The sequence below is a fragment of the Brevibacterium limosum genome, from assembly GCF_011617705.1.
Classification (GTDB): domain Bacteria; phylum Actinomycetota; class Actinomycetes; order Actinomycetales; family Brevibacteriaceae; genus Brevibacterium; species Brevibacterium limosum.
The window spans coordinates 1,151,962-1,172,087 of sequence record NZ_CP050154.1 but is presented as its reverse complement, the minus strand read 5'-3'; the positions used below and the strand labels follow the sequence as shown (position 1 = coordinate 1,172,087).

The 20,126-nt window shown below is 65.8% G+C and carries 16 protein-coding genes; 5 read left to right on the top strand and 11 right to left on the bottom strand.

Features of this window, described 5'->3' with window-relative positions; genetic code table 11:
- Positions 1-267: 267 nt before the first annotated feature.
- Both GUY37_RS05230 and gndA read right to left on the bottom strand, forming a co-directional pair.
- The gene (locus tag GUY37_RS05230; RefSeq protein ID WP_166823080.1) at positions 268-1,410 is read right to left on the bottom strand and encodes an aminotransferase class V-fold PLP-dependent enzyme; all 1,143 of its coding nucleotides are present in this window, start codon (positions 1,408-1,410) and stop codon (positions 268-270) included.
- A gap of 152 nt (positions 1,411-1,562) precedes the next feature.
- Complete coding sequence (gndA, locus tag GUY37_RS05225) at positions 1,563-3,005, bottom strand: NADP-dependent phosphogluconate dehydrogenase (protein WP_166823077.1); 1,443 nt, start codon at positions 3,003-3,005, stop codon at positions 1,563-1,565.
- A gap of 124 nt (positions 3,006-3,129) precedes the next feature.
- Between gndA and GUY37_RS05220 the strand changes: the two genes are divergently transcribed.
- Positions 3,130-3,642, top strand: a complete 513-nt coding sequence (locus GUY37_RS05220) for a gluconokinase (protein ID WP_228278377.1) — start codon at positions 3,130-3,132, stop codon at positions 3,640-3,642.
- A 50-nt stretch (positions 3,643-3,692) separates the two neighbouring features.
- Positions 3,693-5,096: a GntP family permease gene (locus GUY37_RS05215; RefSeq protein ID WP_166823074.1), complete on the top strand. Its 1,404-nt coding sequence runs from the start codon at positions 3,693-3,695 to the stop codon at positions 5,094-5,096.
- Positions 5,097-5,168: 72 nt separating this feature from the next.
- Here GUY37_RS05215 and GUY37_RS05210 read toward each other — a convergent pair whose 3' ends face one another.
- Genes GUY37_RS05210 through rsmA form a run of 3 tightly spaced genes read right to left on the bottom strand, consistent with a single transcriptional unit; the run spans position 5,169 to position 7,815 of the window.
- Positions 5,169-5,942 (bottom strand): FadR/GntR family transcriptional regulator, encoded by a 774-nt coding sequence (locus GUY37_RS05210; protein WP_166823071.1) that lies wholly within the window; start codon positions 5,940-5,942, stop codon positions 5,169-5,171.
- Between the two features lie 2 nt (positions 5,943-5,944).
- Positions 5,945-6,892: a 4-(cytidine 5'-diphospho)-2-C-methyl-D-erythritol kinase gene (locus tag GUY37_RS05205; RefSeq protein WP_166823068.1), complete on the bottom strand. Its 948-nt coding sequence runs from the start codon at positions 6,890-6,892 to the stop codon at positions 5,945-5,947.
- Positions 6,889-7,815, bottom strand: coding sequence for a 16S rRNA (adenine(1518)-N(6)/adenine(1519)-N(6))-dimethyltransferase RsmA (rsmA, locus tag GUY37_RS05200; RefSeq protein ID WP_166823065.1), 927 nt, complete (start codon positions 7,813-7,815; stop codon positions 6,889-6,891). The genes GUY37_RS05205 and rsmA overlap by 4 nt, the downstream gene beginning before the upstream one ends.
- 183 nt (positions 7,816-7,998) lie before the next feature.
- On the opposite strand from rsmA, the gene GUY37_RS05195 reads away from it, so the two are divergent.
- From GUY37_RS05195 to GUY37_RS05185, 3 genes are all read left to right on the top strand, one after another.
- Positions 7,999-9,216 carry a class I SAM-dependent methyltransferase gene (locus GUY37_RS05195; protein ID WP_166823062.1) on the top strand — a complete coding sequence of 406 codons (1,218 nt, stop codon included), beginning with the start codon at positions 7,999-8,001 and terminating at the stop codon, positions 9,214-9,216.
- Between the two features lie 95 nt (positions 9,217-9,311).
- Positions 9,312-10,145, top strand: a complete 834-nt coding sequence (locus GUY37_RS05190) for a sulfurtransferase (protein ID WP_166823059.1) — start codon at positions 9,312-9,314, stop codon at positions 10,143-10,145.
- 435 nt (positions 10,146-10,580) lie between these two features.
- Positions 10,581-11,459 carry a C40 family peptidase gene (locus GUY37_RS05185; protein ID WP_166823056.1) on the top strand — a complete coding sequence of 293 codons (879 nt, stop codon included), beginning with the start codon at positions 10,581-10,583 and terminating at the stop codon, positions 11,457-11,459.
- A gap of 100 nt (positions 11,460-11,559) precedes the next feature.
- On the opposite strand, the gene ltrA is transcribed toward GUY37_RS05185, so the two are convergent.
- From ltrA to GUY37_RS05155, 6 genes are all read right to left on the bottom strand, one after another.
- Complete coding sequence (gene ltrA / locus GUY37_RS05180) at positions 11,560-12,819, bottom strand: group II intron reverse transcriptase/maturase (RefSeq protein ID WP_228278376.1); 1,260 nt, start codon at positions 12,817-12,819, stop codon at positions 11,560-11,562.
- A 714-nt stretch (positions 12,820-13,533) separates the two neighbouring features.
- Positions 13,534-15,165 carry a glycoside hydrolase family 3 N-terminal domain-containing protein gene (locus GUY37_RS05175; RefSeq protein ID WP_228278375.1) on the bottom strand — a complete coding sequence of 544 codons (1,632 nt, stop codon included), beginning with the start codon at positions 15,163-15,165 and terminating at the stop codon, positions 13,534-13,536.
- 80 nt (positions 15,166-15,245) lie between these two features.
- Positions 15,246-16,760: a mannitol dehydrogenase family protein gene (locus GUY37_RS05170; protein ID WP_166823053.1), complete on the bottom strand. Its 1,515-nt coding sequence runs from the start codon at positions 16,758-16,760 to the stop codon at positions 15,246-15,248.
- Complete coding sequence (locus GUY37_RS05165) at positions 16,757-17,710, bottom strand: carbohydrate ABC transporter permease (protein ID WP_228278374.1); 954 nt, start codon at positions 17,708-17,710, stop codon at positions 16,757-16,759. The genes GUY37_RS05170 and GUY37_RS05165 overlap by 4 nt, the downstream gene beginning before the upstream one ends.
- Complete coding sequence (locus GUY37_RS05160) at positions 17,707-18,648, bottom strand: carbohydrate ABC transporter permease (RefSeq protein WP_228278373.1); 942 nt, start codon at positions 18,646-18,648, stop codon at positions 17,707-17,709. Before GUY37_RS05160 ends, GUY37_RS05165 begins: the two co-directional genes overlap by 4 nt.
- Positions 18,649-18,752: 104 nt before the next feature.
- A complete protein-coding gene (locus GUY37_RS05155; RefSeq protein ID WP_166823050.1) occupies positions 18,753-20,111 on the bottom strand; it encodes an ABC transporter substrate-binding protein in 1,359 nt (452 codons plus the stop codon).
- Between the last annotated feature and the right edge of the window lie 15 nt (positions 20,112-20,126).

The following is a 20,126-nucleotide window of genomic DNA, read 5'->3' as shown; positions in this document are numbered from 1 at the left end:
GGCCGATCAGCACCTGCAGTGTCTGGTTTCGAAATGTGGCCGCAGCCGACTTTCGTGTCCAGGGACGGGTGAGATTCGGCAGCAGCTCGTGATACAGGTCCACTCCGCGTCAGAGCTGAGCATCCCGCACCGGTAGTGCCGAAACATACAGTCGGCGCCATCACCCCTCGTTGCAACGGGAGGTTATGGCGCCGACTGTATGTTGCGCGACTACGTGGGGGCGAAGACGCTAGCGGTGAGGGATGCTCACCGACCGCGCTTGGGCGCTCAGGCTTCGGCGGTCACGCCGATCGAGTCGAGAGCAGCCTCGAGGCGCGAGATCGTGCCGTCGATGTCGCCGAGCTTGTCGAGACCGAACAGGCCGATGCGGAAGCTCGAGAAGTCCTCGGGCTCATCGCACTGCAGCGGCACTCCGGCTGCGATCTGCACGCCGACTTCCTTGAAGCTGGCGCCGGTGGCGAGCTTCGGGTTGTCGGTGTGGACGACGACTACGCTCGGCGAGGCAAACTCGTCCGAAGCCACCGAAGGCAGTCCGCGTTCGGCGAAGACGGTGCGCACCCGCTCACCGAGTTCGGCCTGTGCGGCGGCGAGCTTGTCGAAGCCGCGCTCCTCGCTCTCGGCCATGAGTTTGGCATTGTGCGCCAGAGCGTCGGTGGGCATCGTCGCGTGGTAAGGCGCACGGCCCTCTTCGTATTCGTCGGCGATGAACAGCCACTTCTTCAGGTCCATCGCGAAGCTCGTCGAGGTCGATGCCTCCACGGCGGCGCGGCCGGCCTTGCTGAGCATGACGTAGCCGGCGCACGGCGATCCGCTCCAGCCCTTCTGCGGGGCGGAGATGAGCACATCGACACCGAGATCGGTCATCGACGCCCACACCGCACCCGAGGCGATGCAGTCGAGAACGAAGATTCCGCCGACCGCGTGCACGGCTTCGGCGACCTGGCGGACGTAGTCATCGGGCAGGAGCATCCCCGAGGCGGTCTCGACGTGGGGAGCGAACACGACGGCGGGCTTCTCGCGCTCGATGGCGGCGACCACCTCGGCGATGGGGGCCGGCGACCACGGCGACTGGTGCTCGGTGCTGTCCGGGGAGGCCTTGAGCACGGTCGTCTCCGAGGCGATGGCCCCGGCGTCGAGGATCTGCGACCAGCGGAAGGAGAACAGACCGTTGCGCACGATCAGCGCCTTCTTGCCGGTGGCCAGCTGACGTGCCACGGACTCCATGGCGTAGCTGCCGCCGCCGGGGACGATGGCAGCGGAATCGGCATCGTAGGCCGAGCGCAGGATCCGGTTGATCTCCTGCATCACGGACACGAACCGCTGCGACATGTGGTTGAGCGATCGGTCGGTGAAGACCACCGAGTATTCGAGCAGTCCGTCTGGGTCAACATCTTCGTGTGGCAAAGTCATGGCTCTAACATATCGACAGTCCGCCATCCGGGCCACCAGAGTCGATCAGTGAGACCGCGGCGACCGTCGCCGAGGCGGCAGAACGTCGGTGTCGACCTGCACCGAAGCGGCCCCGTCGTACCGGTCGACCCTCACCGAGGCGGCCCCGTCGTTCAGACCTCGACTTCGCTGCGATCGCCGGACCACAGAGTGTGGAAGGTCCCGGGACGGTCGGTGCGCGCATAGGTGTGCGAACCGAAGCGGTCACGCTGCGCCTGGATGAGAGCGGCACTGCCCGCCTCGGTGCGCAGACCGTCGAAGTAGGACAGAGTCGAGGCCAGCCCGGGCACGGCGATGCCGTGGCCGATGGCCCGGACGACCGTCGAGCGCAGGGATCCCTGGCAGCTCCCGGCGATCTCTCGCACGAAATCGGCGCCGAGCAGGTTCTCGGGCGGGGTCGGGGAGTCGAAGGCCGCGACTATGCGATCGAGCAGGCGGGCCCGGATGATGCACCCGGCCCGCCAGATTCCGGCGAGCGCCCCGAGATCGATGTCCCAGTCGTTCTCGCGGGCGCCGACGGCGATCTCGTGGAAGCCCTGGACGTAGGCCAAGACCTTGCCGAGCAACAGCGCGCGACCGATCTCGTCGACGCGGGCCGCACGATCGTCCGCAGACAGTGAAGACGGCTCGGCGCCTGGCCGGGGACCGGCCAGGTCGAGTCCCTCGGCGCGCAGATCGACGGCCGATGACAGCGAACGGGAGAAGACCGCCTCGGCGATGGTGGGCACCGGGACCCCAAGGTCCAGACCGACCTGCGCCGTCCATGCACCCGTGCCCTTGGCCTTCGCGGCATCGGCGACGACGTCGACGAAGGGCCGGCCCGTTGCCTCATCGACATGGGCGAGGACGTCGGCGGTGATCTCGATGAGGTAGGACTCGAGCTCTCCGGTGTTCCAGTCGGCGAAGACCTCAGCAATTTCGGCGGGCGCCATCCCCAGGTCGTCGCGCAGGAGCGTGAAGGCCTCACTGATGAGCTGCATATCGGCGTATTCGATGCCGTTGTGGACCATCTTGACGAAGTGCCCGGCCCCGTCGGTGCCGATGTGATCGACGCAGGCTTCGTCTCCGACCTTCGCGGCAATGGGTTCGAGCAGGGGACACAGGCGCTGCCACGCGGTCTCCGTTCCACCGACCATGAGGGAGGGCCCGAGCAGAGCGCCGACCTCTCCCCCGGAGATGCCGACCCCGGCGAACTCAATGCCGGTTCCCTCGAGTCGGGCCCCGCGGGCGATCGTGTCCCGGAAGTGGGAGTTGCCGCCGTCGACGATGATGTCACCGGGAACGAACGCCTCGGCGAGATCGCCGATTGCCGCATCCGTGGCTCCTCCGGCATTGACCATGAGGATCGCCACCCGTGGTTCGGTGAGCTTCCCGGCCAGGTCGGCCGGGTCGGCGGCGACGAGGAAGTCGGCCTCGGGGAAGTCAGCGGCCAGCCTCTGGGCGCGCTCGACGTCGCGGTCGTAGACGGCGACTCGGTGGCCCGGCTGACGGGCGAGGTTGCGGGCCAGGTTCGACCCCATCACGCCGGTTCCGATCACCGCGACATCGGCCTTCATGAGCATTCCTCTTCCCTGTGATCAGCAGTGTTGACAGTCGCTTCCCACCAGCACTACGGTGCTATAAATCTGTTTTAATAACTGATTATAGATATTTCTTCATATTTTATCGAGAGGTTCGGTAATGGGTCACAGCCCTTTCCTTCCACCGCTCGTCATCATGGGTGTCTCGGGAACCGGCAAAACCGTCCTCGGCGCGCAGGTGGCGGACACCCTCGACCGTCGGTTCGTCGACGCCGACGATCTGCACTCCGGTGAGAACAAAGCGAAGATGGGCTCCGGTGTGCCGCTCACGGATGAGGATCGGGCACCCTGGCTCGGCAGCGTCGCTATCGAAGCAGCCCGCACCCCAGCCCCGGTCATCGCCTGCTCCGCCCTCAAACGCTCCTACCGTGACCTGCTGCGCAGGTCCGCACCTTCGCTCGTCTTCATCCACCTCGACGGCCCCCGCGAGGTCATCGCCGACCATCTGGCCCGCCGCGACCACGAGTTCATGTCCCCGGATCTGCTCGACTCGCAGCTGGCCACACTCGAACCGCTCGCTGCCGAGGAGGCACATGCCACCGTCGACGTCGACCAGTCGATTCCCGATGTCCTGAATGCGATCCTCGAGTCCCTGAACCGGATGAGCGCATGATCGCCCCGTCCACCGTCCGCCCATCCACCTGACCTCAAGGAAGAGGAACAATGACCGAACTCGAATTGGCCTGGACTCTGTCGACTCCAGCCCTCCTGGGAATCGCAGCCGCTGCCATCGCCGTGCTGCTCCTGCTCATCATCAAGGCACGAGTCCATGCCTTCATCGCTCTCGTCATCGTCTCCGTGATCACGGCCCTGGCCGCGGGAATCATGCCCGGTGACCTCATCGACGTCCTCTACGACGGCTTCGGATCCACCCTGGCCAGCGTGGCCCTGCTCGTGGGACTCGGTGCGATGCTCGGACGGATGCTCGAACTCTCCGGCGGCGCCGAGGTGCTCACCGACGCTCTCATCCGTCTTTTCGGTGAGAAACGAGCACCCTTCGCCCTCGGTGTGACCTCTCTGCTCTTCGGCTTCCCGATCTTCTTCGATGCCGGGCTCGTCGTCATGCTGCCGATCATCTTCACGATCGCACGCCGCCTCGGCGGATCTCTGCTGCTCTACGCGATGCCTGCGGCCATGGCATTCTCCGCTATGCACATCTTCGTGCCCCCGCACCCCGGCCCGGTCGCGGCCTCCGGACTGCTCGGCGCGAACGTCGGACTCGTCCTCATCTGCGGAATCATCATCGCCATCCCAGCCTGGTATCTCACCGGATACCTGTTCGGACTCATCATCGGAAAGCGCATCGACGTCGCCGTCCCCACGGTGCTCTCGGCCGGAAAGGACGACTCGTACGCCGATTTCGCCTCACGTCCGAAACTCGGCCACGTCATCTTCCTCCTCGTCCTGCCGCTCGTGCTCATCTTCTTCAACACCGGACTGAACTTCGCTGGTGAGGCCGGGTGGGTCGATATCGAATCGGTGTTCATCAGCTCCCTGCGGCTGCTCGGCGAGACCCCGATCGCCCTGCTCATCACCGTCGTCATCGCCATGTGGCTGCTCGGGTGGAAGCAGAAGAAGGACCAGTCGCTCATCGAGACCGTCGTCGACTCAGCCCTCGGCCCGGTGTGCTCGATCATCCTCATCACCGGAGCCGGCGGAATGTTCGGTGGAGTGCTGCGCGCCAGCGGCATCGGCGATTCCCTCGCCGATTCACTGTCCGCCCTCGGCCTGCCCGTCATCGTCGCCGGCTTCGTCATCGCCGCGATTGTGCGCATCGCACAGGGTTCGGCCACCGTGGCGCTGACGACAGCGGCGGCGCTCGTCCAGCCCATCGTCGTCGGCAACCCGGACTTCTCGAGCCTGCAGGTCGTGGCGATCGTGCTGTCGCTGGCCGCCGGTTCGGTCTTCGCCAGCCACGTCAACGACTCCGGCTTCTGGCTCGTCTCCCGCTTCTTCGGCATGGACACGAAGACGACGCTGAAGACCTGGACAGTCGCCGAGACGCTGCTGGGCACCGTCGGGTTCCTGCTCAGCCTCGCCCTCTACGGAGTCGTCAGCCTGTTCTGAGGCAGTTTCTCGGCCGCCCGAGTGCCGGGCGGCAAGGCGACAGGGTTCCCTGCCACTCGAGTGCTTCGGTCCTCAGCTCCCCTGATGCCGGGGTTCGTCGGCCCAGACGGTGCCCATCTCCGCATCGGCCTTGGCGACGATCTTCGCCATCGCCTCTCGGGCGCGCTCGGCGTCCTGTCCGCCGATGGCATCGGCGACGTCGAAATGCCATTGCAGGGCATCCGGGTGCGGGAACTTCGGCATCAGTCCCGCCCCCGTGCGGCCGGCGAGGATCTCACCGATGACGGTGTCGAAGGCGGCGAAGAGCTCGTTGCCTCCGGCGCCGAGCACTGCTCGGTGGAACGCCACATCGGCTTCGAGGAACGCTTCGACATCGCCCTGCCTGCCCGATGCCCGCATGCGGGCGGCCAGGCCCATGATCTCCTCGGCGGATTCCGCCGGAGCATGTTGGGCGGCGAGCCCCGCAGCCTCGGGCTCGATGGCCACTCGCAGCTCGGTGAGCGACCGCAGCTGCCTCGCCGGAGCTTCAGTCATCCTCCAACGGATGACGAGCGGGTCGAGCAGCATCCATTCGCTCATGGCGAGCACGACGAGACCGACGCGACGGATCGGCTGCAGCATGCCGAGGGATTCGAGGACTCGGACGACCTCGCGCACCACCGACAGCGACACGTCATAGCGGGCCCGCAGATCCTCGGCCTTGATGATCGTCCCGGCGGCGAGCCGTCCGGCGGCGATGTCCTGTCCGACCTGATCACGCAGCGTTTCGTGGAGGCTCCCGCGGTTCTCCGGGCCCGATTTCGGACTGGCGGCCGCCTCGGCGGGGGTGTGATTCTCCTCCCCCATGATCAGCCGCCGTCCACGATATGTGCTCCGGGCGCGGGGCCGGTGGTGCGCAGCGCTTCGTTGACGCCTCGTGTGGCCTGCAGGAGCACGGCCAGATCGAGGGCGTGGTGGGCGTCGCGGGCAAGGAAGCCGAGCGTCGGCCCCGACCCGCTGAGCAGGGGCAGGACGGCGCCGGCGTCACGGCCGGCCTCCATCACCTCGGCGATTTCGGGCATGAACGACACGGCCGCCTCGGTGAGGTCGTTCGCCGCGGATTCCGCGAGCGCGTCCGGTTCGCCGGCGGCAAGCGCCTTGAGCACCTGATCGGGCACTGCCGCGGGGGCCGGGTCGGGGTTGAGTTCGTCGAAGCGGGCGTAGACGTCCGGAGTGGGCAGGGGCGACGCCGAGGTGGCCATCACCCAGTGGAAGGTTCCGCGGGTGAGCACGGGGCTCAGCTGTTCCCCGCGGCCCTGGCCGATGGCCGTGCCCCCGCGCAGGAGGAACGCGACGTCGGCTCCGACGGCGACCGCGCATTCGCGGACGGTCGCCTCGTCGACGCCGCCGACGAGGTGGGCGGCTCCGACGAGTGCGGCTGCCGCGTCGGCCGATCCCCCGCCCATTCCGCCGGCCACGGGCACCTGCTTGTCGATGACGATGTCGAGGTCGCGCAGCACATCGACGTCACGGTCGCCTTCGAGCGCGGTGATGAGGAGGTCGACGGCGCGCCTGGCGAAGTTCGATTCGTCGCGCGGGACCGCGGCATCCGCGTAGCGGCCCTGGACGATGATCGACCGCGTTCCACCTGGAATGAGGGTCAGGGTCTCGCCGAGGTTGAGCGCCTGGAACACCGTCGCGAGCTCGTGATATCCGTCGTTCGCCGCACCCACACCGAGGTGGATGTTGATCTTGCCCGGCGCCTGTACTCTCACCGGGGCCGGGATCGTCGTGCGCGGGTGCAGCGGGGTGGTCATGGTGAGGGGTCCTCGCTCGGCGCAGCCGGTGCTGCGGCATCACCGTCGACGGCGGCGAGGCGTTCGAAGTGGGCGACGGTGAGTGCCTCACCGCGGGTCTTCGGGTCGATTCCGGCCGCCGTCAGGAGGTCTTCGGACTGTTGCGGGCTACCGGCCCAGCCGGATAGGGCGGCGCGCAGTGTCTTTCGACGCTGGGCGAAGGCGGCGTCGATGAGGGTGAAGAGGCGGCTGCGGACAGTCGGGTCGCGGTCGGTGCGAGTGACGTCGATGCGGACGAGTCCGGAGTCGATGTTCGGGGCCGGCCAGAACACATTCTTGCCGATCTTGCCTGCCAGTTTCACGTCCCCGTACCACTGGGCTTTGACGCTGGGAACTCCGTAGGTGCGGGAGCCGGGAGCGGCGGCGAGGCGTTCGGCGACTTCGAGCTGGACCATGACGAGGACGGTCTTCAGGCTCGGGAAGGTCTCGAGGAAGTGCAGCAGCACGGGCACGGCCACGTTGTAGGGCAGGTTCGCCACAAGAGCATCGGGCTGGTTCCCGCCGGCTTCGGGTGCGACAACCGCGGCTTCGGTGGTGTGCTCCAGGGCCGGAAGCGTCGTGACCCGCAGCGCATCGGCATTGACCAGCTGGAACGGCGCGTCGCTGCCGGCGAACGTCGCGACCGTGCTCGGCAGCTTCTGGGCGAGCACCTCGTCGATCTCGACCGCGGTGACGGTATGACCGGCCTCGAGCAGACCGAGAGTGAGCGAACCGAGGCCCGGGCCGATCTCGACGACGTTCGAGTTCTCCTCGAGGCCTGCAGCGGTGACGATCGAGCGCACGGTATTGGGGTCGATGACGAAGTTCTGGCCCTTCTGCTTCGTCGGGCGCAGACCGATGTCAGCGGCTAATTCGCGGATATCGCGGGCGGTCAATAACGTCACAGCCAACAACTTACCGCACCGCTCGGCTCGCACAATCACCGCAGCCGCGCGGCGGTTCGGCCGGGCCGCTGCGGTGAGGGCAGAGGGCGCGAACCCCGGCGAAGCGCGGACGGCGTGGGCACGGCTGCGGTGGGCCGCCTCGGCGAGGGGATCGCTCCACTGCGCAGACGATAGGGTGAAGCCATGGATCCGCAGACACTGGCTGAACTGCTCGACGTCGCCGTTCTCGACCGACTCGACCGCATCGACGACCTCGAAGGCGATGAGCTCGCACGGTCAACCGCACTGCGCAAAGAGGGCTTCTCCGCCGAGGTGACTGCAGCCCTGCTCACTCAGGCCCGGCTGCGGCAGGAGGCGGCAGCGAAGCTCGGACCCTTCGCGGAGGACATGCTCTTCACTCGCGACGGACTGGCCCAGGCCACGCGGCTGCCGGTCGCCGCTCATCATGCGCGTCGCCTCATCGGCGACGTGGCCGAGGGTGAGTCCTTCCGCATCGCCGATCTCGGATGCGGGATCGGCGCGGACTCGGTCGCCTTCGCCGGAATGGGCGCGCAGGTCTCGGCTGTCGACGCCGACGAAGTCACCGCCGCCATCGCCGCCTTCAACCTCCGTCATCTGCCCGATGCCGCGGTCGAACACGCTCGCGCCGAGGATGTCGACCTGGATGGATTCGATGCCCTCTGGTTCGATCCGGCCCGGCGGACCATCGGCAAGGCCGACAAACGCGGATCGACGTCCCGCATCACCGACCCCGAAGCCTTCTCCCCCTCTCTGTCGTGGGTGATCGAGAAGGCCAGCGCGGCGAAGGCGGCCGGAGTGAAGCTCGGCCCGGCACTCGACCACGACCTCGTCCCCGAGGACGCCGAAGCCCAGTGGGTCTCCCACAACGGCGAGGTCGTCGAGGTCTGCCTCTACTTCGGTGCCGCCAGGCAGCGCCCCGGCCGCGGCGCCCTCGTCGTGGGCGAACGCACCCTCCTCGTCCACGAGGACAACTTGCCCGACGAGGACGAGGCGGACATCGGGGAGCTCGGGAAGTATCTGCTCGAGCCCGATGGTGCGATCGTGCGCGCCGGACTCGTTGCCGCTTTGTGCGCACCGCTGCAGGCGCGCCGGCTGCACCCGAAGATCGCCTATCTCACCACCGACGTCGAACCGAGCGGCCCGGCATCGGCAGGAGTCACCGCCTATGAGGTGATCGACGTTCTGCCCGCGAAGGTTCCGAGCCTGCGCAAGGAGCTCGTCTCCCGCGGAATCGGTTCGGTCGTGATCAAGAAACGCGGTGCCGACATCGTTCCCGACCAGGTCCGCCGCCAACTCAAACTGCCCAAGGGCGACAAAGCCACGCTCGTGTTCACTCGCCTCGGCGAGAAGCACGTCGTCCTGCTCACCCAACCGGTGTGAGCCTGTTGCAACCTGTGTGACCCTGTCCCGACCGATGCGACCCCGTCCCTGGATCCCGTCCAGACGGTGTGACCCTATACAAGAAGGAGATCGAATTGACCCGCTCCGACGTTCTCATCAGCGCCGATGAACTGCTTACCCGCATGGCCGATTCTCCGGCGCCGAGGCTGCTCGACGTCCGCTGGACCCTGCCGAAGCCCGATGGCAGCGAGGACTTCGCCGCAGGGCACATCCCCGGTGCCCTCTACGTCGACCTCGACACCGAGCTCGCCGACCACGGCAGCACCGACCCGACGGCCGGCCGGCACCCGCTGCCCAGCCCCGAAGCCTTCCAAGAGACTGTGCGCTCCTGGGGCATCGATGCCGACACCGAGGTCGTGGTCTACGACGACAATTCCGCCCTCGGCGCGGCCCGTGCCTGGTGGCTGCTGCGCTGGGCCGGGTTGAGCGCCCGCGTCCTCGACGGCGGACTCTCCGCGTTCCGTGACGCCGGCGGGACGCTCGAGACAGGACCCACCCCCGAAGTCACACCCAGTTCATTGGAGATCAGCCCAGGGAAGCTGCCCGTCATCGACGCCGAGGCGGCGGCCGACTTCGACGGAGTCCTGCTCGATGCCCGCGCCGGTGAGCGCTTCCGTGGAGAGACCGAACCGCTCGATCCGCAGGCCGGACACATTCCCGGGGCGAAGAATGCCCCGGCCACGGACAACGTCCCCGCGGGGACGTTCCTGCCCGAGGCTCTTCTGCAGGAACGCTTCGAGGAGCTGGGCGCCCTCGACGGGCCGGTAGGCGTGTACTGCGGTTCGGGCGTCACCGCCTGTCACAATGCTCTGGCGCTGGCGACCCTGGGCATCGAGCCCAGTCTCTACCCCGCGAGCTGGTCCGGATGGTCATCGGATCCCAGCCGACCTGTCGAGACCGGAGCCTAACGCTCAGTCACCACCACGCGCGATCCGGCACCGTCGCCACTGCGTTGCCATCACCACACACGCGATCCCGCGACGTCACCACTGCACGCGCGATCCCGCGCCGTCAACACCGCACGCGCGATCTCACGCCGTCGGCATTCTTGGGTCGATCCACGGTGGTTTAGGCGTGAAAAACGCCGCGGATCGACCCAAGAATTGCGTCTTGCGAATGTCACGAAACGTTATTCAAGGCTGAGACTGAGCGCTGAATCACAGTCACAATCAGGCGGAACCACAGCCCACCACCAGCCATTCTTGTCCACACCGACCCTGTGACCTGCAATTATACCCTCGAACCTGCCTGCGAATCAGTTTGTAACAAAAACGTGACAGAAGATCACGAATTCGTTACAGTGGAGGACATCGTCATACTCAGACAGGCAACGAGAGGAAATCGTGGCATCTAAGCAGCACGGCCGCCGCGCCGCGAACGCCAAGGCCAAAACACCACTGACCGAGCTGAGCGAACTGCTCGCAACGAACTCCGGCGCATTCGGCCGCCGTGCCGCAGTCGTCGCCGCCAGCGGCGGACTGCTCACCGCAGCGATCATGCCCGCCGCAGGGCAGGGAACCGACGACGAGGCGAAAGTCGCAGCCGAGTCCGAGAAGCAGGCTCCCGTCGAGTTCAAGAACCAGACGCCGAACATCGATGCCGGCGGTTCTTCGAAGAAGGGTGATCAGGATTCCTCGGTCACCGTCGACACGGACGTGGTCACGGCCGAGGCCGCCCCTAAGCCGAAGCCCAAGCCGAAACCGAAGCCTGAGCCGAAGGAAGAGCCGGAGGAGACCGTCGCAGAGCCGGCGCCTGCCGAGGAGCCGAAGGAAGAGCCGAGCGAGAACTCCGACGACGATTCCGACAGCCCAGACGCGGGCTCGAAGGATGAGAGCCCGAAGAAGGATACCGGCGGCTCCGACGACTCGGGCCCGATCGATGGGTCCAAGGCCGAGCAGGTCCTCGGCTGGGCAGAGAAGGGCGTCGGTACCCCGTACGTCTTCGGCGGAACGTCGCAGAGCGGCTGGGATTGCTCCGGCTACACCTCCTGGGTCTACAGCCACGTCGGCGTCGACCTGCCCCGTCAGTCGGGAGCTCAGAAGGAATCCGGAACGGTCGTGTCCGAGTCAGAGGCGAAGCCCGGCGACCTCATCTGGCACCCGGGACACGTCGGCATCTACGCCGGCGACGGAAAGATGTACGACGCTGGTTCGCCCGGATCCGGAACATCGAAGCGCAGCTACAGCTGGATGGGCGACGTCACGTTCATCCGCGTGCTCTGAGCCCCATCTCGGAACCGAACAATCGAGTAGGAGGGCCGGGTCTCCCGGCCCTCCTCTCACACCACCGGACATGCGGGCCCGCATCCGGCGGTTCGCCAAGTCACTGAAACAATCCCCAAGCACGACGAAACACAAGCAGACCCTGCCCCTCCCAATACGAGTTGGGCAAGGCCCTTTGAAGGACAACCGACCCAGCGATCCGCCAATACGCACGACTGCTCATCCCCCACTGATACGCCAAATCAGCACGTACCCCAAGAGACCGCAACATACGCACCCTAGTCCGCGGTCGCTTCCATTCCTTCCAACGAATCTGGCGCATCCGACGCCGAAACCACTCATCCAGATCAGCAAACTTCCGAGGAGTCTCCGCAAGACGGAAATACCCCATCCAACCCCGAACGAACCGATTCAACACCGTAATCCGATAGGCCATCGACACACTCCACCGCCGCGACGTCAACACCCGAACCCGCGCCTTCAAACGTTTCAACGCTTTCGCCGCGACCCGAACCTTGACCCCGCGGGCAGTGAAATAGAAACCAAACCCCAGCAAAGTAGCTACATTCGCCGGATTGATCACTGACTTGCCCCGATTCACCCGCAGACGCAAACGCCCCTCAAGGACCTTCACCGCCTGCTCCAGAACCCGCTCAGCTGCCCGCTTCGACCGCACGAAGACCCTGATGTCATCGGCATACCGGACAAACCGGTGCCCCCGACCCCAGAACTCCTGATCGAAGTCATCAAGCATGATGTTCGATAACAACGGCGATAACGGCGACCCCTGCGGAGTCCCCTCCGACGTTGCTCTACGAACACCTGCTGACATGATCCCCGCCTCAAGATAGGCACGGATCAGTCTCAACAGCTTCTTGTCTTCCACCTTCCGCGCAACCCTGGCCATGAGCACGTCATGATTGACCCGATCAAAGAACGCATCCAGATCAACCTCAACCACCCACCGATACCCCTGCTCGATCACTGTACGAGCAACCGACACAGCCTGGTGAGCACTCTTGCCCGACCGGAACCCATACGAGACCGGCACAAACCCCTCATCGAAAATCGGGGACAGGACTTGCGCAATAGCCTGCTGGATCAACCGATCCAGCACAGACGGCACTCCCAACATCCGCTCACCGCCGTCAGGCTTCGGAATCATCACCTCACGCACCGGCAACGGACGATAAGCACCAGCATCAAGACGCTCCCAAGCATCGGCCCAATGCTCACGGATCCAGCCACGCAACTCATGCGTTCCAAGACCGTCCACACCAGCCGCACCCCGGTTCGCCTCAACACGTTTCAGAGCGGCCAACAGATTCTGTCGTGAGAAAACCTTCTCCCACAGACTCATCTGCTCACCCCTGACTCCTTCAACCACAGACGCCGATCCATCACTACGCACAGGAGAAGGCCGTTCCGGACGCACCAGTCTCTCCATCCTCTCTGCCCCACACAACTCGTGGGTTGGCTGCGATCACCGTGACGGACACGAGTACTGTCGCATCCATCAGTCAATTCTTAGCGTTCAGTCCTTCCCTGCCACGCGCTTCACGCCCCGACCCCATCACCTGGGAACCGGAGCGGATTCCAGCAGGTACTACGACCTCTGCTGACTTCTGCCCCATCAGCCACGACCCTCACGGGCCGTACCGCCCCGACCAACAAATTGGTCGGTGCACTGGGACAGACCTCCCCAGATAAGAACACTCACTGTCCCCTGCCCCCGCCGCATTTACACCCCAACCGTTCTTGGTGGAACGGGCTTGACCATCTGTGGCTGGCTCACCCCGGCTGGAATGCCTCATATGCAGTTCGTGTCCCTCGGTGCAGGGATTTGCCTCCGGCTTCCTTCCCACCCCACCTCACGATGACGCAGTTGCCTTCGGCTAGGAGTTAAACCACCTTCTCCTCCAGAGGACTTCCACCTCCAAGCAAGTGCCCATGCTGGGCGTACCACAGAGATCCCCTCGTCGGCACAGTGCCGGCGAGGGGATCTCTTATATGCGTCGCACGATCACGACCATGTTCACAGCCCCGCTAGGAACCCGTGATCGCAGCCGTCTGATCACCCGCAGTCGGGAGCTTTGTCGCTGCCGTCGTATTCGGCAGGCAACTGCCCGGACGCTTCGAGGTCGCCCTTCAACCACTTCGCCACGGCTCGCAGCGCGTAGGGGTTCGAATCATACGCGGTCACCGCGGATTCCGCCGAGGTGCTGCGCATCGTCCACGGAGCAGCGGTGCCCACAGCCACCTCGGCGGAGGTCGACGGGCTCAGGCTCACGGAGGTTCCGCCGGATCCGACGGTGAGGTCCTCGGCTTCGGCCGCTTGCTTCAGCGCCGCCTTCTCCTTGTCACTGCCGCCGACGATCGAGATCGAGTCCGTGCCCGCGAAGGAGCATTTGCCCTTGAGCACGGTGAGGGACTTGTCAGCGACCTTCGTGAGGACCTTCTTCGGATCCTTGGCGTCCGAGTCACCGGCCTGCACGCTCTTCTGCGCCTCGGCGGTGGCCAGCTGCGCGGCGACGACGCGCTCGGACTTCTCGACGAGGTCCTTCTTCTTCAGCGTCCCGTCCCCCATCGCCTTGACGATCGCCTTCTGTGCCGCACCGGAATCCGGGGGCATGAGCGCGATATCGGCTCCGGCGGCGAGCGCCTTGACGGTCTCTCCGCCGTTCAGGTTCTGCGGCACGGCTTTCATGTTCAGCGCATCCGTGGCGATGACGCCGTCATAGTCGAGGGTCTCACGCAGCGCCGAATACGCCTTCTCATTCAGCGTCGCGGGCGTCGTCTTCGCATCGGGCAGCCCGATATGGCCCATCATCACCATCGGCACCCCGGCCTTGACCGCGGATTTGAACGGCAGAAGGTCCGAGTCCTCCATCTCCTCGATCGACTTCTCTGACACCGGCAGGCTCTCGTGCGAATCGACTCCGAGGCGGCCGTGTCCCGGGAAGTGCTTCGCCGAGCTCGCCACCCCACCGGAGCGGTAGCCTTCGACGGCGTCGGCGACGACCTCGGCGACGTCCTCATGGTCGGTGCCGCCCGAGCGGACGTTGATCGCCTTGTCCTTCGGCCCGACCGTGACGTCGGAGTCCGGGGCGAAGTCGATGGTGAAGCCCAGATCCGTGAGGTTCTGCCCCTGCACGGTCGTGGCGTCGGTGATGAGGTCGGAATCGTCGGTCGCAGCCAAGCCCATGAGCGGCGGGAACGGCAGCGCGGCCGAACTCAGCCGAGACACCGGCCCGCCTTCCTGGTCGACGCCGATCGACACCGGCTGGCCTTTCGTCCGGGCCCCGGAGATCTGACCAGTCAGTTTCGTGACCTGATCCTTCGTCGGATTCTCCGACAGGTTGTAACCCATGACGATGACCCCGCCGAGGTGGTTCTGCTTGACCATGTCCACCGGGGTCTGCGTGTCCGTGCCTTCCCAGGTGCCGATGATGAGGGACCCGCCGAGCTCTTCGTCGGAGAAGCCTGCGACGATGTCCGCGGCCTCGTCCGTGAAATCTGCCGGATCGGCGTCAGCGGGGTCGTCCACAGCGGGTTCGGCTTCGGTCCGAGTCTGCGCCTGTGACTCTGATTCCGTACCGGGTCTCTGTTCGCCCGAGGTCGATTCGGGGTCCGCCGCACCGCCGGAACAGCCGACGAGCGCAAGTGTCGTGGTCAGGGCCAGGAGGCTCAGGCGAGAACGCAACATGCCTCCATGCTAGACGCTGAACCTGGCCCGGCGCCCGTCGGACTCGGCTCCGAACCGGCCACCCGACGGCGCTGTGTCCGTCAGAGTGGTTCGTGCGCGGCGAGGCGGCGGACGGTCTCCTTTGCTCCGCGTTCGTGCAGCGATGTCAGTGCGGCGAGGTACGGTGCGGTGAAGCGCGGCTCCTCGGCCAACCCGCCGAAGAACTGCTCCTGCCGGACGAAGGCCAGCGGGTCCTCTGCCTGTGCCCCTGCGACCTCCTGCAGCCGTTCGGCATAGCGGTCGACGATGGTGAACCGTCCGCCGGTTTCGTCGTGCCCTTCGGCATAGCGGGCCCAGGAGGCACAGATCGCCGCGGCCACCTCGATGGGATGACCGGACGCGAGGTTGTCCATGACGACCGGCAGCAGCCATTTGGGGATCCGATCGGAGGATTCGGCACCGAGGCGAGCGAGGGTGTCGCGGATCTCCGGATTGCTGAACCGTTCGATGAGCGAATCCTTGTACGCCTCGACGTCGATTCCGGGCAGCGGCGACAGACTCGGTGTGCCCTCTTCGTCCATGTATCGGCGCAGGTAGACAGGGATGTCCGGGTTCGCCATCGCCTCATGGGCGAAGATGGATCCGCCGAGGAGACCGAAGTACGCAAGCCCCTGATGACCGGAGTTGAGCAGCCGCAGCTTCATATGCTCATAAGGCTGCACATCGGCCACGACCTGCACTCGAGCCTGCTCATAGGGCGGACGGCCGGACGTGAAATCGTCCTCGAGCACCCATTGGAAGAAGGGCTCCGCGACCACCGGCCAGGCGTCGGTCACTCCGGTGTCGGCAAGCAGATCCGCCCGGTCGCCGTCGGTCGTGGCCGGAGTGATGCGGTCGACCATCGAGTTCGGGAACGCGACGTTCTCACCGACCCAGTCGGCGAGTCCGACGTCGACGAGGCGGGCGAAGGCGGAGAACATCTTCGCCGCGACCGCGCCGTTCTCGGAGATGTTGTCACACGACTGCACGGTGAAGGGGTCGAGACCGGCGTCCCGACGCGCCCGCAGCGCGGAGACGATGTAGCCGAAGACCGTGGCCGGCAGCTCTCCCGCCCGCAGCGCCTCGACGTCGGCGACGATCGTCGGGTCTTCGGCGATGAACTCCCCGGTGACGGGGTTGACGTTGTATCCTCCCTCGGTGACGGTGAGCGAGACGATGCGGATCGTCGGGTCGGTGAGCAGCTCGAGCAGCCCGGCCGGGTCGTCGGGGCCGAACCGGTAGTCGATGATCGATCCGATCACCCGGCGTTCCTTCGCCCCATCGGCATGTTTGAGGGTCAGCGTGTACAGGTGGTCCTGGTCGGCCAGGGCGTCGCGCATGGCGACGTCGTGGGGCAGCACTCCGACTCCGACGATGCCCCAGTCGGTGGCGAGTCCTGCCTGCATGAGGTCATCGAGGACCATGGCCATGTGCGCGCGGTGGAATCCGCCGACTCCGAAGTGGACGATGCCCGGGCGGACGGCCGACCGATCATAGGTGGGGACGGCGATGCCGTGGTCGGCCACCTCGGCGAGGTTCCGGGTGTTGAGGGAAAGCGCGGTCGTCGGTGCGGTCATTTGACGGCTCCCATGGACAGGCCCTGGACGAGTTTGTCCTGAGCGGCGATTCCGGCCACGAGCACGGGCACGGAGATGATGAGCGATGCTGCGCACACCTGCGACAGGAACAGCCCCTGGGAGGTGACGAAGCTCGTGAGGAACACGGGTGCCGTCGACGCGGCCGTGGAGGTGAGCACGGTGGCGAAGAGGAGTTCGTTCCACGAGAAGATGAAGCAGATCAGGGCGGTCGCGGCCAGTCCGGGGGCGGTCAGCGGCAGCAGGATCTGGACGAACACGCGCGGCAGCCGGGCACCGTCGAGTTCGGCTGCCTCGAGGACTTCGATGGGCACCTCGGCGAGGAAGGAGCGCATCATCCACACCGCGATCGGCATATTCATCGCCGAATAGATGATGATGAGCAGCAGCCAGGTGTCGAGGATTCCTGTCGACTTCGCGACGAGGTAGACGGGCAGGAGGCCTGCGACCATCGGCAGCATCTTCGTCGACAGCAGGAAGAAGAGCACGTCCGACCAGCGTTCGATGCGGCGGATGGCCAGCGAGTACGCGGCCATCGTCGACAGGACGAGGACGATGAGCGTCGAGACGACCGCGGCGACGGCGGAGTTGATGAGGAACGGCCACGGATTCGCGCCGTTGCCGCCGCCGAAGAAGTTCACGTACGAGTCGAGGGTGAGCGGTGCGAAGAAGCTCGGCGGGTTCGTCGAGGCGTCGGTCTCGGCGTGGAGGCTGGTCAGCAGCATCCACAGCAGCGGTGAGACGAAGAGCAGCCCGACGAACCAGGCCAGGAGGCCGAGCAGGACCTTTCCCACCCGGCCCTGGCCGGGCCGCCTCGGTGCGTTCGCCTTCCGCCGAGGCGGCTCGGCCGAGCCCGGTCCGCCGGGTTCGGTCGGGGTGGGCGTCACCCCGGGTTCGGGGCGTGTGCCCACGGTCAGATCGGAGGTGCTCATGAGTTCTCCTCCTTGAGCAGTGTGGATGCGGTGCGCAGGGCGAAAGTCGCGATGATCAGAGAGGCTGCGACGACGATGACGCCGACGGCGGAGGAGACTCCGTAGTCCTGAGCGACGAAGAACTCCTGGTAGATGACGTAGGGCAGGTTGGCTGTGCCGAGTCCGCCGGAGGTCATGGTGAAGACCATGTCGAAGTTCTGCACGATGTAGATCGTGCCCAGCAGTGCGGCAAGTTCGATGTAGCGGCGCAGGTGGGGCAGGGTGATGAAGCGGAACGTCTGCCAGGGACCGGCCCCGTCGACGAGAGCCGCCTCGTAGACGTCCATGGGTCGCGACTGGAGGCCGGCGAGCATGATGAGCATCATGAACGGCGTCCACTGCCAGACGAGGACGAGCCCGATGCCCAGCAGCGGTGAGGAGGTCATGAGGTCCGGCTGTGGGGCGGACTCACCGAAGACGACGGTCAGCAGTCCACCCAGCAACCCGTAGGAGGGGTTGAAGATCGCGTGCTTGAACAGCAGCGCCGCGGCCACGGGAACGACGAGGAACGGGGTGATCATCAGGGTGCGGACGAATCCGCGGCCGATGAACTTCCGGTCGAGCAGCAGGGCGATGCCCAGTCCCAGCAGCGCCGAGACGAGCACCACCCCGACGGTGAGGCCGACGGTGACGAAGACGGCCCGCAGCAGGTTCGCATCGGTGAACACGGTGACATAGTTCTGCACAGTGCCGAAGCTGATGTCATCCGGGTAGGCGGCGTTCCAGTTCATGAACGAGATGATGATCGTGATCGCGAACGGGATCTGGGTGACGATGATGACGAAGATGAGCGCAGGCAGCATGGGCGCGCGTTTGAGCCATCGGTCCTTGGCACGAGGTCTGGGCGGCGTGATCGGCTGCGATGCACGCTCGGCGGCTGGTGCTGACACTTCGAACATCCTTTGTCAGGGGGCTGGTGCGTTCGGGTGGCGGGTGCCGACCGGGCAAGCGGGCCCGGTCGGCTGCGGGGCGGGCAGTCACGGCCCGCCCCGCGGCTGTTCGGTCACTTCCTGTACTTGTCTCCGACCTTCTCGGCTTCCTTCTGCCCCTTCTCCAGGGCGTTGTCGACGGTCGTGCGTCCGGCGATGGCGGAGCTGACGTCTTCGGAGATGCCCGTGGCGAGATCCGCGAATTCGGGGATCGTCACGAACTGCACGCCGAGCGTCGGGCGCGGCTGGACTCCGGGATTCTCGGGATCGGCCGAGTTGATGGCGTCCTCGGTCTGCTTGAAGAAGGGTTCGGCGGCCTTCTGGTAGTCGGGATTCTCATACGTCGAGGTCCGCTTGCCCGCGGGCACATGCTGCCAGCCGAGCTCCTCGGCGACGGTCTCCTCGTAGTCCTTCGACGAGGCCCAGGCGACGAACTTCTTCGCCGCGTCCTGGTTCTTGCCGGCGGCCTGGATGCCCCACGCCCAGGTGTAGAGCCATGAGCTCGAGTCCGTCTCTTTGACCGGGGCGGCGACATAGCCGATCTTGCCCTTGACCGGGGAATCGTCGGCTTCGAGGGTGCCGGTGGCCGCGGTCGAGTCGTACCACATGGCGACCTTGCCCTGCTGCAGGTTCGTCAGGCATTCGGTGTACCCGGCCTGCGGGGCACCGGACTCACCATGGTCCTTGATGAGGTCGACGTAGAAGTTCGTCGCTTCCTTGAACTCCTTCGAATCGACCTGGGCGTTCCAGTCCTCGTCGAACCAGGTGCCGCCGAAGGTGTTGACCACCGTCGTCAGCGGGGCGAACATCTCGCCCCAGCCGGGCAGACCGCGCAGGCAGATGCCCTTCGTGCCCTTCTCGGCGCCGTCGACCTTCGCCGCGAGCTTCGCGACCTCGTCCCACGTCGGCTTCTCCGGCATCTCCACACCGGCTTTGTCGAAGATGTCGGTGCGGTACATGAGGAACGAGCCCTCACCGTAGAACGGTTCGCCGTAGACCTTGCCGTCGACGGTCATCGATTCGGCCATGGGTGTGAGGATGTCGTCCTGGTCGAAGCCCTCGGCATCGGCGACGCCTTCGTCCATGGGGGTCAGCCACTTGTTGTTCGCATACGTCGGGATCTCGTAGTTCGACATCGAGGCGACGTCGTAGTTGCCGGCCTGGGCGGCGAACTCCTGGCCGATCTTCGCCCGCACCTCGTTCTCGGGCAGCACGGTGTAGTTGACTTTGATGCCGGTGTCTTCGGTGAAGTGGTCGGCGGTGAGCTTCTGCAGATCCTGCATCTGCGGGTTGTTGACCATGAGGACGTTGACCTCATCGCCCCCGTCCCCGGCGGAGCTGCCGCCGGCGCCGCCGCATCCGGACAGCGCCAGTGCTCCGACCATGCCGATGGCCGCCCATGTGGCGCTCCGGCGTGTGATCAGGTGTTTCATCGTTGTGCCTTCCCT